General features: G+C 60.0%; 15 protein-coding genes. 8 read left to right on the top strand and 7 right to left on the bottom strand.

Annotated elements, in window-relative coordinates; translation table 11 throughout:
• Positions 1–132: 132 nt before the first annotated feature.
• From ACP90_RS25950 to ACP90_RS25925, 6 genes are all read left to right on the top strand, one after another.
• A complete protein-coding gene (locus ACP90_RS25950) occupies positions 133–993 on the top strand; it encodes an alpha/beta hydrolase (protein WP_062490866.1) in 861 nt (286 codons plus the stop codon).
• A 228-nt stretch (positions 994–1221) separates the two neighbouring features.
• Positions 1222–1671: a DoxX family protein gene (locus ACP90_RS25945; protein WP_055657103.1), complete on the top strand. Its 450-nt coding sequence runs from the start codon at positions 1222–1224 to the stop codon at positions 1669–1671.
• 127 nt (positions 1672–1798) lie between these two features.
• Entirely contained in the window at positions 1799–2908 is a 1110-nt protein-coding gene (locus tag ACP90_RS25940; protein WP_201030430.1) for an alpha/beta fold hydrolase, read from the top strand.
• A 102-nt stretch (positions 2909–3010) separates the two neighbouring features.
• Positions 3011–3898 carry a DMT family transporter gene (locus ACP90_RS25935; RefSeq protein WP_062490864.1) on the top strand — a complete coding sequence of 296 codons (888 nt, stop codon included), beginning with the start codon at positions 3011–3013 and terminating at the stop codon, positions 3896–3898.
• A 308-nt stretch (positions 3899–4206) separates the two neighbouring features.
• Entirely contained in the window at positions 4207–5298 is a 1092-nt protein-coding gene (locus tag ACP90_RS25930; protein WP_158514218.1) for an efflux RND transporter periplasmic adaptor subunit, read from the top strand.
• 15 nt (positions 5299–5313) lie between these two features.
• The gene (locus ACP90_RS25925) at positions 5314–8481 is read left to right on the top strand and encodes an efflux RND transporter permease subunit (protein WP_062490860.1); all 3168 of its coding nucleotides are present in this window, start codon (positions 5314–5316) and stop codon (positions 8479–8481) included.
• A 118-nt stretch (positions 8482–8599) separates the two neighbouring features.
• Here the strand turns inward: ACP90_RS25925 and ACP90_RS25920 are convergent, their stop codons facing one another.
• The 6 genes from ACP90_RS25920 to ACP90_RS25895 form a co-directional block, all read right to left on the bottom strand.
• Entirely contained in the window at positions 8600–8995 is a 396-nt protein-coding gene (locus ACP90_RS25920; protein ID WP_022999075.1) for a cupin domain-containing protein, read from the bottom strand.
• A gap of 28 nt (positions 8996–9023) precedes the next feature.
• A complete protein-coding gene (locus tag ACP90_RS25915; RefSeq protein WP_062490858.1) occupies positions 9024–9662 on the bottom strand; it encodes an NAD(P)-binding domain-containing protein in 639 nt (212 codons plus the stop codon).
• A 50-nt stretch (positions 9663–9712) separates the two neighbouring features.
• The gene (locus ACP90_RS25910; RefSeq protein ID WP_022999073.1) at positions 9713–10474 is read right to left on the bottom strand and encodes a carboxymuconolactone decarboxylase family protein; all 762 of its coding nucleotides are present in this window, start codon (positions 10472–10474) and stop codon (positions 9713–9715) included.
• Positions 10475–10586: 112 nt separating this feature from the next.
• A complete protein-coding gene (locus ACP90_RS25905) occupies positions 10587–11483 on the bottom strand; it encodes a LysR family transcriptional regulator (RefSeq protein ID WP_062492011.1) in 897 nt (298 codons plus the stop codon).
• Between the two features lie 87 nt (positions 11484–11570).
• Positions 11571–12581 (bottom strand): PQQ-dependent sugar dehydrogenase, encoded by a 1011-nt coding sequence (locus tag ACP90_RS25900; protein ID WP_082809855.1) that lies wholly within the window; start codon positions 12579–12581, stop codon positions 11571–11573.
• A complete protein-coding gene (locus tag ACP90_RS25895) occupies positions 12571–13026 on the bottom strand; it encodes a cupin domain-containing protein (protein WP_062490854.1) in 456 nt (151 codons plus the stop codon). The genes ACP90_RS25900 and ACP90_RS25895 overlap by 11 nt, the downstream gene beginning before the upstream one ends.
• 277 nt (positions 13027–13303) lie before the next feature.
• Here ACP90_RS25895 and ACP90_RS25890 point away from each other — a divergent pair, with 277 nt between their 5' ends.
• Positions 13304–13759, top strand: a complete 456-nt coding sequence (locus ACP90_RS25890; protein ID WP_208993406.1) for a cyclophilin-like fold protein — start codon at positions 13304–13306, stop codon at positions 13757–13759.
• Positions 13760–13944: 185 nt separating this feature from the next.
• The gene (locus tag ACP90_RS25885) at positions 13945–14697 is read left to right on the top strand and encodes an SDR family oxidoreductase (RefSeq protein WP_062492006.1); all 753 of its coding nucleotides are present in this window, start codon (positions 13945–13947) and stop codon (positions 14695–14697) included.
• A gap of 64 nt (positions 14698–14761) precedes the next feature.
• Here ACP90_RS25885 and ACP90_RS28485 read toward each other — a convergent pair whose 3' ends face one another.
• Positions 14762–14989 (bottom strand): hypothetical protein, encoded by a 228-nt coding sequence (locus tag ACP90_RS28485; RefSeq protein WP_062490852.1) that lies wholly within the window; start codon positions 14987–14989, stop codon positions 14762–14764.
• Positions 14990–15105: the final 116 nt, after the last annotated feature.

The raw sequence follows: 15105 nt of genomic DNA, 5'->3' as shown, positions 1-15105 counted from the left end.
CAATCATACGCCAGTATGAGTGCAGCATCCTGGCAGATAATGGTTCCGGGACCCGTCTTGGCTCACCTTCTAGCCATCAGCCGGAAAGGCAAGCGATCCGGCGCTATTCGGCAAGGAGCAGAGGAGACGGACATGCTCGACAAGATTGCAGAAAACGATGCCCTGACGGCACCGACCCACTTCATCGAAACCGGTGGCAGAACTCTGGCTTACAGGTCCATCGGCAAAGGCAAGCCGATCCTGCTGGCAACGCGCTTTCGCGGCACTCTGGATCTTTGGGATCCGGCCTTCCTGAACGGGCTTGCCGAAAGAGGCTTTCGTGTCATCACCTTCGACTATTCCGGCCTTGGCCTGTCCACCGGCACACCCAGTTACAATCCCCTGGAGATGGCCGCGGATCCGCGTGATCTTATCCAGGCGCTGGGCCTGAAGGACGTGATCCTGCTCGGTTGGTCGATCGGCGGCATGGCGGCCCAGGTGGCGCTGACGCTTTATCCGCAGGAGATCAGCCACCTTGTGCTCTTGGGCTCGACACCTCCCGGCGATCTGGTGAAACCGGCAGAGCAGCTTTTTTACGACCTTGCCGGCAAGGACGTGAACGACTTCGAAGACGTGGTTGCCCTTTTCTTCGAACCGAAATCGGCTTCAAGCCGCGCGGCCGCAAGCCGGTCCCAGGCACGCATCGAAGCGCGTGAGGGCGATACCAGCCCGGCAGTTCCGATAGATTTTGCACGGGCTCGCATTGCCGGTGGTCCGGCCAATCCGGCTTTCCCGGCTCCGCCGGTGATGGAGATGCTGAAGACGACCAGCGTGCCGGTCCTGCATATCGGCGGAGATCACGACATCATCTTCCCGGTCGAGAACTGGTACGCGCTGAACGGGGTCCTGCCGACAGTCACACTGGTGACTTACCCCAGCGCAGGCCATGGGCCCCAGCATCAGCATCCTGAACTGACGGCGGATATCATCGCCAGTTTTGTCCGCAACGCCTGATGAAGGTTGAAACTTCGGCGCCGGCAGATTTCGGTTCGAAATTGCCGTCGCTGAAGCTCCCGGGCGCACAGATCTCATCCCGCCGCTCACGGCAGGTCGGATTGGATTGTTCAATAATCGATTACAATGTGATCCGATTTTGGTGACTTATAATCAGTTAAGTAGACGATATCTTTTAACCAGGCCCGGACGAACAAGGAAAGGTCCGGCAAAACAGGAGTACTGAAAATGGCAAATCTCGATGTATCGGCCGCACCTGAAGGCGGCTCCGCACTCACCCGCAGTCTGGACGGCGCCGTGCCGCTGGCCGCACGCCTGCTGATCGCCCCTTTGTTTCTGCTTTCCGGCATTTCCAAACTTGGGTCTGCAGAAGCTACCATCGCCTGGATCGATGCGGCAGGCCTGCCTTTCGCAACGCTTGCCTATATCGGCGCAGTTGCGGTTGAAATCATCGGCAGTCTTGCGCTGATCGCGGGTTATCAGACCCGTCTCGTTGCCGCAGTCATGGCACTCTTTACAGTTGCAGCAGCTCTGGCCTTCCACAATCAACTCGGTGATCAGAACCAGTTCATCCACTTCTTCAAGAACATATCGATCGCCGGTGGACTGTTGCAGATCGTAGCCTATGGCGCCGGCCGCTTTAGCGTCGATGCCCGGATCGGCACTCGACTGCAGTAATCGCGTCCCTGTAAAAACTGAAAAACGCTTCACGGCCTCCGCCCATCCCGGAGGCCGTGCGCGTTTGTGCCGGGTGCAATGGGGCGTGAAATGAACCGCAATCGCGCCAAGGCAATACTGTGCCCCCATGCGAAGAGATGTCATACTCCTGCCCATGATGCGGCGTGGAGTTCCAAAACAAGACATCTTCTTTGTCACCGCCAAAGATGGTGCGCGCATTGCCTGCGCCTCGTCAGGGCGTGGGCCGACACTCGTTCGAGCCGCGCACTGGCTGACCCATATCTCCCGCGATCTTGACAGTCCCGTCTGGCAACACTGGCTTGCCGAGTTGACTGGCTTCGGACGTCTCGTGCGATACGACCTTCGCGGCTGTGGTCTTTCTTCGCGAAACGTTTCCGAGATCAGCTTCGAGGCCTGGCTGTCGGACCTGGAAGCCGTGACCGAAGCAATCGACGAACCCTTTACCCTGCTCGGCATGTCTCAAGGTGCCGCGCTTTCCATCGCTTACGCGCTTCGCCATCCGGACAAGGTGGAACGACTGGTCTTGATCGGCGGTTACGCGCGCGGACTAATGGCTCGCGACACCAGCGACAGGGCGAGACTGGAAGCGGCCACGCTGACCAACCTGATGCGGCTGGGGTGGGGCAGGGACGATACTGCTTTCAATCAGGTTTTTACGCATCTCTTCATTCCGGACGGAACGCTTGCGCAGCACAAATGGTGGCGGTCTCTTGAACAAGACACCGCATCTGCAGACATTGCAGCCCGGACCATGGAAACGTTGCATCGTATCGACGTCCTGAATCTGGCTGCGCAATTGAAAGTGCCGACGCTGGTGCTGCATGCAAATGGCGACGCACGCGTTCCCTTCGCTCAGGGACGCGAGCTTGCCATGACCATCCCCGACGCCAAATTCGTGCCCCTGGACAGCAACAATCACGTATTGCTGGACACGGAACCTGCGTGGAACGTTCTTCTTTCATCCTTGCAGGATTTCCTCGGAACCAGTGCCGACCTCGCGGTATCCGACACGGACTTCGGTCTCACCACCGCGGAGGAACAGGTGCTGACTTTGGTAGCGAAGGGGCTGAGCAATTCGGAAATTGCGGAGCTTCTGGACAAGAGCGAAAAGACCGTGAGAAATCAGGTTTCATCGCTCTTCGACAAGGTTGGGGTGCACACCCGTTCCGAGTTGATCGTGCGCGTTCTGTCAGCACAGACGGGACAAACACCCTAGGCAATACGTCACTTTTTCAAGCGCAGCGGGACATCGATCTCATGTGCGCCGGTCGGTTTTGGCGTCTGATCTCCACAGATCAAGCCGAAGGATGACCGAAAGATGAGACAAGCAATCCAAAAAGACACCACGGCGGCAATTGCCGCGCTCGTTTTTGCGACCCTGTTCTGGTCGGGAAACTTTATCGCCGGGCGTGCGATCCGCGGTGAGATCACGCCGCTGGAACTCAACATGATCCGATGGGGCCTTTGCCTGGCGATGATGCTGCCTTTCACGTTGCGAGGCCTGGTCTCCTATCGCCGAGAGCTTGTTGCCTCATGGCGCGTGGTCGTATTGCTTGGGATCACCGGCATCGCCGCGTTTCACACGATGGTCTACCAGGCGCTCTCACAGACTGCCGCGGTGAACTGTCTCCTGATCCTGGCGCTGGCTCCGGTCGCGACAGTTGCCGGTGGAATGATCTGGAGCGGGTTCCGGCCGACCTTGTTCCAGATCGCCGGGCTGCTTGTGTCGCTGCTGGGTGCCTCGGTTCTGGTCCTGGCTGGCGGGAACGTCGGCGTGTCCCTTCTTCAGGTCGATACCGGCAAGGTCTGGATGCTCGGCGCGATTTTGATCTGGGCCTGGTATACGCTGTTGCTGCGCCACAAGCCGTCCGCCGTGCCGCAGAGCGTGACGCTGGTGGCAAGCATTCTGGTGGCGCTTTGCGTGATGGCGGCTTTTCTCCTCGTACGCGGGGTGGAACGGCCTGAGTTCACCGAAGAGTCGCTGCTGGCTGTCGCCTATATTGCGGTTTTTGCGTCGGCGATCGGGTTTCTGCTCTGGTCCTACGGCATTGGCGTCATCGGCCCGGAACGCGGCGGGCAATTTGTCCACCTGATGCCAATCTTCGGCAGCATCCTGGCAGTGCTCCTGCTGGGGGAGCAGCTGACTTTTTCACTTCTTGCAGGAGCGGCATTCGTCGTCGCCGGGATCGTACTTGTCAATCGATGAGTGACCCGGAACTTGGGGAAGTCCAGCCTTTGCACGGTGATGTGGCACGCGGAAAGTGATCGATTTGAAGAAGCCGAAATTTGTCCTTGACCTCAACTTAGGTTGAGGTCTTAAGAAGGCGTCCGGGTCTGCGTCCACAGGCTCATCGGCGTGCCCAAACCTGCCGCCGGTACCTCGTACTCATTACCGGATAACCAATGCACGTCAGGCTCTTTCCCGACTTACTCCCGCTCCTTGCGGTTCTGATAATACTCAGTGGCTGCAGCCCTTCCGAAGAAACTTCGCATGCCAGTTTTCCGCCGCCGGCCGTGAAGACGATCACGGTGGCCGGCGAGGACATGCCGCTCAAGAAAGATTATCCGGGTCGACTGGTGCCCATTCGTCTGGCCGAAGTCAGGGCGCGGGTTTCCGGCATCGTACTGGAACGACAATTCGAACAGGGTAGCGACGTCCACAAGGGCGACGTGCTGTTCGAAATCGACCCGGCCAAATTCGCGGCCGCCGTGGCTTCCGCAAAGGCGCAGCTTTCGCGGGCGGAAGCAGCGCTCAGCCTGGCGAACCAGCGGGCAGACCGGGTGAAGCGTCTGCTCGCGCGAAATGTCGCCAGCACGGAGCAGCACGATGTTGCCCTGGCGGACCGCAAGCAGGCCCAGGCGGAAGTTGCCGTTGCCAAGGCCAATCTCCAGACCGCGGAACTTGAACTCAGCTATGCCTCGGTGCGTTCGCCGATTGACGGTCATATTGGCGCTGCGCTGGTGTCCGAAGGCGCTCTGGTTCGCCAGGAGGACGGAACGCAAATGGCGATCGTGCGGGATATCAGTTCACTCTATGTGGACTTCATCGCGCCGCTCGCGGAATTGTCCAGGGTCCGCCGCGAAATCGATGCTGGCGACATGCAGCCGGTCGAAAGCAGCAATGCCATCGAGCTGATCCTTGACGACGGCAGCACCTATGAACATCCGGGCCGACTGCTGTTTTCGTCTGCCGTGGTCGATGAAACCACGGGTCAGGTTCTACTCCGCGCCGAGTTTGAAAATCCGCAGGGCAAACTGTTGCCCGGCACCTATGTCCGCGTCCGTGTGACGGAAGGCGTCGCTCACCAGGCGGTGCTCGTTCCGCAAAGGGCCGTCCAGTGGGACACGCTGGGCCAGGCGAGCGTGATGACAGTCAGGGACGGCAAGGCGGCCGCACAGCCTATCCTGACAAGTCGTTCCGTCGGCAACCGTTGGCTTGTCACCCAGGGACTGAAGTCAGGCGATCAGGTGATCGTCGACGGCCTCGATCGTGCGATGCCCGGTCAGCCCGTCTCGGCCGCTCCGGCAGAGGCTGCAGAAAAGGCCGCCGAACGCGGCACGGCATCAGACTGCAGTGCCGCAGAACCGTGCGATATCCCGAGCTAGAACAGGTCCTTCCAAATGCCGCAGTATTTCATCGAACGGCCCGTTTTTGCCTGGGTCATCGCACTTGCCATTGCCCTGGCAGGTGCGATCGCAATTCCGTTCCTGCCCATCTCCCAATATCCGAACGTGGCACCAACCACGATTGCGGTGACAACCAGCTATCCCGGCGCCACACCAGAAAATCTCTATGACAGTGTCACCAAGCTCATCGAACAGGAGATGAACGGCGCGACGGGAATGCTCTATTTCGATTCCGTCAGCGATGCGCAAGGCAGCGTGACCATCAACATCACGTTCGAAGCGGGCACCGATCCGCAGGTCGCGACCGTGGATGTGCAGAACCGGATCAGCCGTGTGGAGGCGCGCCTGCCGCCTTCAGTTCGCCAGCAAGGGGTGCGGGTCGAGGAAACCAGCAGCTCCTTTCTTCTCTTTGTCGGCCTTGTCTCGACGGATGGCCGTTTGAACGCTGTCGACCTGGGCGAGTTCGCAGCCAGGAATGTCATTGATGAATTGCGACGTCTGCCTGGTGTCGGCAAGGCGCAACTGTTCGCAACAGAACGGGCGATGCGCGTCTGGATCGACACGAAAAAGCTCGTCGGCCTCAACCTGACAGCCAGGGACGTGACTGGCGCGATTGCTGGACAGAACGCCCAGGTGTCGTCCGGCAGCATTGGAGCCCAGCCCAGTGCGGCTGGCCAGGAAATAACGGCCACCGTCTCGACCACGGGTCAGTTGTCGACCACCGAGGAGTTTGCGGAAATCGTATTGCGGGCCAACCCCGATGGATCCGTGGTGCGCCTCGGAGACGTGGCGCGCGTGGAATTCGGCGCGCAAAGTTATGCGATCTCCTCGAGTATCAATGGTCAGGAAGCCGCGATGATCGGCATCCAGTTGAATGCGAGTGGAAACGCGCTGGTGACCGCCGACGCTGTCAAGTCGAGGATGGCGGAACTGGCGGCAAACTTTCCCCAGGGTGTCAGTTTCGAGATCCCTTATGACACCACGCCCTTTGTTTCGATTTCCATCGAGAAGGTCATTCACACGCTGATCGAGGCGGTGGTGCTGGTCTTCGTCATCATGTTCCTGTTCCTGCAGAACCTCCGCTACACGCTGATCCCGTCGCTTGTCGTGCCGATCGCCTTGCTGGGAACATGTGCCGCGCTGCAGCTATTCGGGTTCTCGATCAACGTGCTGACCATGTTCGCGATGGTGCTTGCGATCGGTATCCTGGTCGATGATGCGATCGTGGTTGTCGAAAACGTCGAGCGCATCATGGCCGAGGAAGGTCTTCCGCCGAAAGAGGCGACCGTCAAGGCGATGAAGCAGATCACGGGTGCCGTCATCGGCATCACGGTCGTCCTGATTGCGGTGTTTGTTCCGATGGCGTTCTTTCCCGGAGCCATCGGGATCATCTACAAGCAGTTCTCCGTGACGATCGTCATGTCGATGGTGTTTTCAGCCTTCATGGCTTTGACCCTTACGCCGGCGTTGTGCGCGACGATCCTGAAACCAATCCCCGAAAGCCATGCCCATCACAAGAACTGGTTCTTCCGTGGGTTCGACTGGTTGATCGGCAAGACGACGAATGGCTACGGCCGCGTCGTCGGCGGGGCGGTGAAACGCAATTACCGCATGATGGTGATCTACATGGCGATCCTGGCGGGCCTGGGTTACACCTATGTTCGCCTGCCTTCGGGCTTTCTGCCGGTGGAAGACCAGGGATATGCTATCGCCGCAACGCAATTGCCGGCCGGGTCTACCGCGCAGCGCACCGCCGGTGTTCTCGATCAGGTCGATGACTTCTTCATGAACAGGTCAGGCGTCAGGAAAATCGTCTCGATCCTTGGCTTCGGGTTCAACGGCAACGGCCAGAACGCGGGGATCTCCTTCGCAACCTACGAGGACTGGTCGGAAAGGGGACCGGGCGATTCTTCCGAAGCCATCGTCGGTTCGGCCCTGGGAGCACTTGCCGGCATTCCGGAAGGCTCCGTGTTCACCCTGACGCCGCCGCCCATTGCAGCGCTTGGCAATGCCAGCGGGTTCAGTTTTCGTTTGCAGGACCGTGCCAATCACGGAAATGACGCGCTTGTGCAGGCTGCCAACGCCCTGTTGGGCATGGCCTGGCAAAGCCCGATCCTGCAATATCCTTACATCGAAGGTCTGCCGCCTGCTCCGCAGATCATGCTCGATATCGATCGCCGGCAGGCGAACGCCTACGGGGTCGCCTTCGATGAAATCAATGCGGTGTTGTCCACGTCGATCGGATCGAGCTATGTCGCGGACTTTCCGAACGCTGGCCGGATGCAGCGTGTCATCGTTCAGGCCGAAGCGGCCGAGCGGATGGACGTTGCGAGCCTGCTTGACCTGAACGCCCGCAACAGCCGCGGCGAGATGGTGCCGCTCTCCGCCTTCGCGAGTGCGCGCTGGGAACTGGGGCCGACGCAAGTGGTCGGGTACAACGGTCTCCAGGCGACCAAGATCAGCGGCAGCCCTGCGCCCGGCCACACCAGTGGCGAGGCGATGGCAGAAATGGAACGGCTTTTCCAGTCTTTGCCGCATGGTTTCGGCTACGAATGGACGGGCTTGTCGTACCAGGAAAAGGCTTCAGGCAACGCAGCTCCCTTCCTGCTCGGCCTGTCGCTCGTCTTCGTGTTCCTGTGCCTTGCCGCGCTCTACGAAAGCTGGTCGGTTCCAATCGCCGTCATGCTTGTCGTTCCGCTTGGCGCAGTCGGGGCCATCGTTGCGGTCACCATGCGAAACCTGCCCAACGACATCTATTTCACGGTGGGGCTGATCACGATCATCGGACTGTCTGCCAAGAACGCCATCCTGATCATCGAGTTCGCCCGGGATCTCAGGAACGAGGGACGTTCCCTGCTGGAAGCAACGGTCGAAGCGTCGAAACTGCGCTTCCGTCCTATCCTGATGACGTCATTCGCCTTCATACTCGGCGTGGTTCCGCTTGCTTTTGCGACGGGCGCCAGTTCGGCCAGCCAGCGAGCAATCGGTACGGGTGTTCTTGGAGGAATGATATCGGCAACGGTGCTTGCGGTGCTTCTGGTGCCGACATTCTACGTCGTCGTTTCGAAGCTCTTCGGCCGCAGGTCCAAGGCCGCCGATTCCACTCCCCGGAGTGCCCATGATAAGGAATTGCCTGACGGGAACAGCCGGCAATCGGCGTGAATACGTGAACGTCCTCCAGCCGTTGGTGAACAGCACGGGGGACGTCAGTCGCAGGCGTCGGAAAACGGACATTCTCCGAGGCACGGCAGCCGGGCCTTTGGGCCCGGCTGGCGGTCGTTCAGCCGGTGTAATCTTCGTCCGAGACCTTCTCCATCCAAGTGACGGGTGAGCCGTCGATGCTTTCCTGAATGGCGATGTGGCTCATGGCTGTGTCGGGTGCGGCACCGTGCCAATGCTTTTCTCCTGCGGGAAACCAGACGACGTCACCCTGGGAAATCTCTTCCACGGGGCCGCCTTCGCGCTGAACCCGGCCACGGCCGAAGGTCACGATCAACGTCTGTCCGGCCGGATGGGTGTGCCAGGCCGTGCGTGCGCCGGGCTCGAAGGTGACATGGGCACCGCCGGTCCGGCCGGGTTCTTCGGCCTGGAAAAGCGGGTCGATGCGCACAGTGCCAGTGAACCAGTCGTCTGGCCCCTTGACGGACGAAGCAGTCCCGGAACGGATGATTTTCATTTTCAACTCCCTGATGCTTGTTGCGCGGTCAGCCGCGCAGCTTTTCAAAACGGTAGGTTAAGGCAGGCCCCCCGGGTTGGCTGTAGGCCAATTCCGCGGTGACCATGGCAAAAGGCTCTGCAAAGCGGGCCGTGCGAAGTGGGCCGGCTTCAAGAGGATCGAAACCGATGTCCCGGATCAGGAGACCGGCGACTTCCTTTGCACCGGCATCGTCCCCGTAAACCAGGACTTGCGGCCTTGGTGTCCGTTCCTTTTGCGAAAAAACCGGCATGAAAGCCTCGGAGGGAACCGTGTTGAAACAGGAAACCCAGCGGGCCTGCGGCCGCATGGCAGCCAGCTCTTCGGCTCCGGACGACTGGATACCGACCACCAGATCCGTGTTCGTCGGATCAAGGGGCACGCAGCAGTTCAGGACCACGGCTCCGGATAGATCCCCGGCTTGCGCGAGGACGTCGTTCACCCGCGACCAGTGCACGGCCAGCAGCAGCGCGTCCGAATTCTCGACCGCATCCGCCACCGACCCGTGCGAGGCGCCTGCCGCCTGGGCGAGACGTTCGAGCTTCGAACGGCTGCGGGAATAGGCGAAGGTCACATCATGGCCGCAACGCGCCCAGAGCTGTCCGAGCTTGGCGCCCATCAGACCCGACCCCAGAATGCCTATCTTCATGTCTCAGTTCCGATCTTTCGTGCGGCAAGGCCGGCTCCGGCGGGAACCGGTTACTGCGCGCGTTTTTCGAACACGGCCTTGGCAACCGGCAAAGCCGAAAACACTTTCGGCCAACCGGCATAGAATGCCAGGTGAGAAAGCATGGCACCGGCTTCTTCCTGTGTCAGGCCATTGTCCATGGCGCGGTTGAGGTGAAATGTCATCTGTTCGGGCTGACCGGCTGCAATCAAGGCGGCCACCGTCACGAGGCTCCGGTCGCGGGGCGCGAGATCGGGACGCAGCCAGAGATCGCGGAACAGCAGCTCACGCGTGTTGTCCACAACACCCATGCTCACATCCGCATAGTTGCCGCGTACGAGGTTTTCACGGGCAGCTTCGGCCTCTTCGTTGAGCGGCAGCAGGTCCGGGTCGGAGGCCGGCAGGTCTTCAATGGTGATCTCCCTTTCCTCAAACACCGGCGCGGCTGCTTCGGCGGCCGCGGTGGCATTGCCCCAGCCTGTATAGAAGGCGAGATGGGTGATGGTTTCGGAGATCTCTGCCGGGGTAACGCCTGAATCGAGAGCCAACGATACATGGCTTGCAAGATTTCCGGTCTCGTGCCGCGTCATGAGGGCAGCAAAGGTGACCAGTGCCCGGTCTCTCTTGGAAAGGCCTGCCCCGTTCCATTCCGCACCGAATAGATCATCCTTCGCATAGGCTTCAAGTGCCGGGGCAACGCGGCCAACGGCTGCAGGCAAGGTTCCTGCCGCGTCCTGAGCGGCTGCAGTCGTGGCCATCAATGCCAGACCGGCTGCGGTGAGAATGGATTTCATCGGGAGCTCCCTTTCGGCAAGTGGGCAATTACCCTGCTAATCTGGAGCGCAAAAAACGTATCTTAATAACCGGGTCTTTCAAGCCACTCATGACGTCACCTCATGAGTGGGCTCAACCGCGATCCCGCAGGGCATCCAGGACGACCTGGAAGGCGAACGAGGGCTTTTGCCGGCTGGGGTAATAAAGGTGAAAACCGGGAAACGACGGGCTGAAGTCATAAAGACATGTGCGCAAGGTTCCGGCCGCAAGATGTTCCTGCGCCAACCTTTCGGGAACCAGTGCCAGTCCATGACCGTCCACGGCCGCACGCATGACCGGGTTGATCGTATTGAAGCAGGCTTGTCCCTTTACCTTCACCCGGATTTCGTTGCCGTCCTTGTCTTCGAACTCCCAGGCATAGAGTGCGCCATGGGTGGAAAGCCGCAGGTTGATGCAACTATGGTCCGCGAGATCCTGGGGTGTTTCCGGCTCGCCAACCCTACCCAGATAGTCGGGTGATCCGACACAGACCATGCGCTCGTCCGGACCGATACGCATCGAGATCATGCCCTCACTGACCTGTTCGCCATACCGCACACCTGCGTCACATTGGGAATCGGCAAGGTCCGTGTAACCGTAGTCCATGACGAATTCGACATTGACCAGCGGATGGGCCTTGAGAACCGGAGACAGCTTCGGCCAGAGGAGGCTTTCTATGGCGTATTCCGTCGCGACAATCCTCACTGTTCCTGTGGGCTGGTCACGTGCATCGTTGAGTGCCTGAAGCCGGGCTTCGATCTTTTCGAGGCATGGTGTCAGGGTAGCCAGAAGGTCTTCACCTTCGATCGTGGGAGCGACCGAGCGGGTCGTCCGCGTCAAAAGCCTCAGGCCCAGGCGTTGCTCCAGTCCCTTGATCGTGTGGCTCAGGGCGGACTGAGACACGTTCAACCGCGCTGCGGCCCGCGTGAAACTGCGTTCCTCCGCAACAGCCGCAAGCGCGATGAGATCATTGATATTTTCTCGGAGCATGTGGGAGGTCCCGTTCTGATCATCCAGAATCATCACTGTCTCTCCCACATATATGTGCCGGGCTCATGAGGTCCATCGATTATGCAATCAGGGATCAAGCCGGATCAGCCTGTCTTCAGAAGCCCCTTCCCGCCGGGGAGACCGATTTGTGGTAATTGCATAGATCACGCCATCCGACACAAGCACGTCCCGGATACGTTCTCCGGCCTGGTAGGCTTCGGATACCCGGCCTTCGGTGGTCACTTCCAAAATTCCGTTCACTTTCAAGCCCGCAAGAAGCAGCCGGTCACCGTCCGAGGTCAGGCCTGAAGGCGCCCAGGTGCTCTGGCCCGAATGCGCCAGCGGTGCGAGCAGGCCGTCGCGGGTTTCATCGCCCTGGATCAGCGGCCAGCCGTAGTTGCCGCCCCGCTCAATCCGGTTCACCTCGTCATGGCCGGACTGCCCGTGCTCGGCTGCGAAGAGCTGCCCGGAGGCGTCCCAGGCAAGGCCCTGGGGATTGCGATGGCCGAGCGACCAGACCGGTGAACCCGCGAACGGATTGTCCGAAGGGATTTCGCCGTCCGGCGTCACACGCAATATCTTCCCGGCAAGGCTGCCGAGGTCTTGCGGACGCTCCCTGTTTTCGGTCCAACCGGTGGTGACATAAAGCATGCCGTCGGGACCGAAGGCCACGCGTCCGCCGTTGTAAAGCGGGTGGCCCGGAATGGCGTCGATAAGAACACGTGTCTCTTTCCATCGATCCCCGAGGCGTTCGGCCTCGATGACACGGTTCATCCGGGCGTCCGGGGTGCCGTAGTGCTGGTAGAGCACGATGCGGCCGGTGTCCGGGAAGTCCGGGCTGATGGCCAGACCAAGCAGGCCGCCGCCGCGGTCATCCAGGATCGGCTGACTGGTCTCGACGGGAAGGCGCGTGAAGGAACCCTCGGCAAGAATGCCGACTGATCCGCTTTTCTCTGTCACATAGATCTTGCCGCCATGGGCTTCGATATCCCAGGGATAGTCGAGGCTGTTCAGCACGGTGTCCGCTGCAGAAGCGGACACCGGCATCAGCATCGCAAACAAGACGCCACACAAGTGGACGGCAAGCTTACTGGCCATATTCTTCGTCCGTCACATGATCGCCCCAGGCAACGGCGGACCCGTCAACCGTCGCCTGAATTGCGTAATGGGAAACGGACGTGGTGTCGGTCGCGCCGTGCCAATGCTCGACATCAGGCGGGCACCAGACCACATCACCGGCCTGCATGATCTGCTTTTCCTGGCCGCGCTCCTGCACCCAGCCTGTCCCCGATGTCACGACCAGCATCTGGCCCGCAGGATGCGTGTGCCAGGCGGAGCGGGCTCCGGGCAGAAACGTGACGTGACCGGCGCTGACATCGTTCATGACAGGCGGGAAAACAGGGGCGACATAGGCTGTACCGGTAAAATAGTCGCCGCTTCCCAATTGGCCCGCCAGGGTTTCGGAGCGGGTTATTTCCATGGATTGTGCAAATGCAGCCGGAGCCGCAAGAACGAGTGCGAGCGTTGCAAGGGTGCGTTTCATCTCAGATCGTCTCCATCAGTCGTGAGGCGGCCTTTCGGCCTTCCTCAAGAACGTAGGCAAGACGCACGCGTGGATAATGGTGGCTTTGTCGGAAGCAGTCATGAGGATCACTCATGAACCCGGTGGGGCTGTCCGTCTGTCCACGAGCTCCCGTCCTGCCGGTGTCCTCCGGGCGCGGATTAATGAGTGCTGCTCATGAGAGGCAGTACCTGGAGGGGGCTTAATCCTTGTCGGTCTGACGCCTAGATTGGACGCAATAGAACGGAGGAACCCCGCAATGCCCGCTTTCAGGTCAAGAATGCTCTCGTTGGCACTGACGCTGTTTTGCGCCGGGGCGGGGGCTTCCGGAAACGCAACCGAACCATCGAACGAGGCTCGCATGATCCGCATCAAGGTGATCGTAGAAGACGTTGTGCTTCCGGCCACGCTCGACGATACGCTCGCAGGCAGGGACTTCGCGGCCCTGTTGCCGCTCGACCTGACCCTGACCGACTATCACGGGACAGAAAAGGTCGCGGACCTGCCACGCAAGCTCGATATCTCCGAAGCCCCGGCAAGCTACACGCCCAAAAAGGGTGACATCACGCACTACGCGCCCTGGGGAAACATCGCGATCTTCTACAAGCCGTTTCAGAATTCCCGGGGCCTCGTGAGGCTCGGTGCATTCGACGGGTCGATCAATGCCCTTCTGGGTGATCGACCGCTTTCGGTCCGCATCGAAGCGGCCGACTGACACGACCCAAAATCGGGAAATTGTGGAACGGGCTGTCCACCTGTCGGGATTGCCCGACTGCAGGTGTCTTCATTTTCGGCACCTTTGAAAACGCTTTCGCTTCGGCAGAACGGATCTGTCTGGTCCCGGTGAACCGGGCCATTCCTCTGCCTGAACAAAAACACTCAGAACCCAAGGAGACAATCATGTCCGACAACATCAAGGGAAAAGTCGTCATCATTACCGGAGCCTCCTCCGGCATCGGCGAAGCAACTGCGAAGCTGCTGGCCAGCAAGGGGGCGAAGGTCGTGCTGGGTGCACGGCGCACCGACAAGCTCGAAACCATCGCGAACGAGATCAAGGCTGCTGGCGGCGAAGCCGTCTATCAGGCGCTGGACGTCACCGTACCGGCTGAAAACGAGGCTATCGTCAAACTGGCGAAGGACACTTACGGAAAACTCGACGTCATTTTTCTGAACGCGGGCCTCATGCCGTCCTCGCCGATTTCCGCACTCAAGACGAACGAGTGGGAGCAGATGGTCGACGTCAACGTCAAGGGCGTACTGAACGGTGTTGCTGCCGTCATGCCCACCTTTGCCGAACAGAAGTCCGGCCATGTCATCGCGACTTCTTCCGTTGCTGGTCTGAAGGCTTATCCTGGCGGCGCAGTTTATTGCGGCACCAAGTGGTTCGTGCGCTCGTTCATGGAAGTCCTGCGGATGGAATCTGCCATGGAAGGCACCAACATCCGCACGGCAACCATCTACCCGGCGGCAATCAACACCGAACTTCTGAACACGATCAGCGACAAGGGCAGTTCCGAAGCGTTCCAGGCCCTTTACGACCAGTACGGCATCTCCGCCGACCGGATCGCGGCCGTCGTCGAGTTTGCTGTGTCGCTGCCGGAGGACACGACGGTCAACGAATTCACCGTCGGTCCGGCCAATCAGCCCTGGTAAGACCTGGTGAAATGACCGGTGGCGGCGGCAAACATTGCGCTGCCGTCACCGGTCTCATACGCGGTTAAAAACCATGCGCATCCAATGAGGCATCTATACGGGCACGCCATTGCGGATCCTTGAAGGGAAAAGCCTCCAGAAACATTTGCCTGGTCGCGTCGGCACGTCGGGACCGCACATCTTTCGCCCAACGCTCGGCCCGTTCGGTTTGTCCGGCCAGGGTTGCAAATGAAACGACGATCATGCTGACAAGGTTGTGGGCTTCCGGTGTCAGCACACTGCGTTCGGCCACTTCGCCTTCAGGAGGACGGCATTGCAGCGCTCTCGGATACCACTGTCAGGGGCCGTCACAGCCTTCGCGTCGCCATTTGCAACCACCGTACACGAAGCAAAGACCTCGAGTTGCTT

Origin of the sequence: Labrenzia sp. CP4 (assembly GCF_001579905.1) — a bacterium.
GTDB classification, from domain to species: Bacteria; Pseudomonadota; Alphaproteobacteria; order Rhizobiales; family Stappiaceae; genus Roseibium; species Roseibium algicola.
The sequence above is the reverse complement of the archived record's forward strand: the minus strand, read 5'-3'. Positions and strand labels throughout refer to the sequence as shown.

Coding starts and splice junctions, on each gene's coding strand:
- ACP90_RS25950 (WP_062490866.1), top strand. CDS start 133: ATGCTCGACAAGATTGCAGAAAACGATGCCCTGACGGCACCGACCCAC.
- ACP90_RS25945 (WP_055657103.1), top strand. CDS start 1,222: ATGGCAAATCTCGATGTATCGGCCGCACCTGAAGGCGGCTCCGCACTC.
- ACP90_RS25940 (WP_201030430.1), top strand. CDS start 1,799: ATGCGAAGAGATGTCATACTCCTGCCCATGATGCGGCGTGGAGTTCCA.
- ACP90_RS25935 (WP_062490864.1), top strand. CDS start 3,011: ATGAGACAAGCAATCCAAAAAGACACCACGGCGGCAATTGCCGCGCTC.
- ACP90_RS25925 (WP_062490860.1), top strand. CDS start 5,314: ATGCCGCAGTATTTCATCGAACGGCCCGTTTTTGCCTGGGTCATCGCA.
- ACP90_RS25920 (WP_022999075.1), bottom strand. CDS start 8,995: ATGAAAATCATCCGTTCCGGGACTGCTTCGTCCGTCAAGGGGCCAGAC.
- ACP90_RS25915 (WP_062490858.1), bottom strand. CDS start 9,662: ATGAAGATAGGCATTCTGGGGTCGGGTCTGATGGGCGCCAAGCTCGGA.
- ACP90_RS25910 (WP_022999073.1), bottom strand. CDS start 10,474: ATGAAATCCATTCTCACCGCAGCCGGTCTGGCATTGATGGCCACGACT.
- ACP90_RS25905 (WP_062492011.1), bottom strand. CDS start 11,483: ATGCTCCGAGAAAATATCAATGATCTCATCGCGCTTGCGGCTGTTGCG.
- ACP90_RS25900 (WP_082809855.1), bottom strand. CDS start 12,581: ATGGCCAGTAAGCTTGCCGTCCACTTGTGTGGCGTCTTGTTTGCGATG.
- ACP90_RS25895 (WP_062490854.1), bottom strand. CDS start 13,026: ATGAAACGCACCCTTGCAACGCTCGCACTCGTTCTTGCGGCTCCGGCT.
- ACP90_RS25890 (WP_208993406.1), top strand. CDS start 13,304: ATGCCCGCTTTCAGGTCAAGAATGCTCTCGTTGGCACTGACGCTGTTT.
- ACP90_RS25885 (WP_062492006.1), top strand. CDS start 13,945: ATGTCCGACAACATCAAGGGAAAAGTCGTCATCATTACCGGAGCCTCC.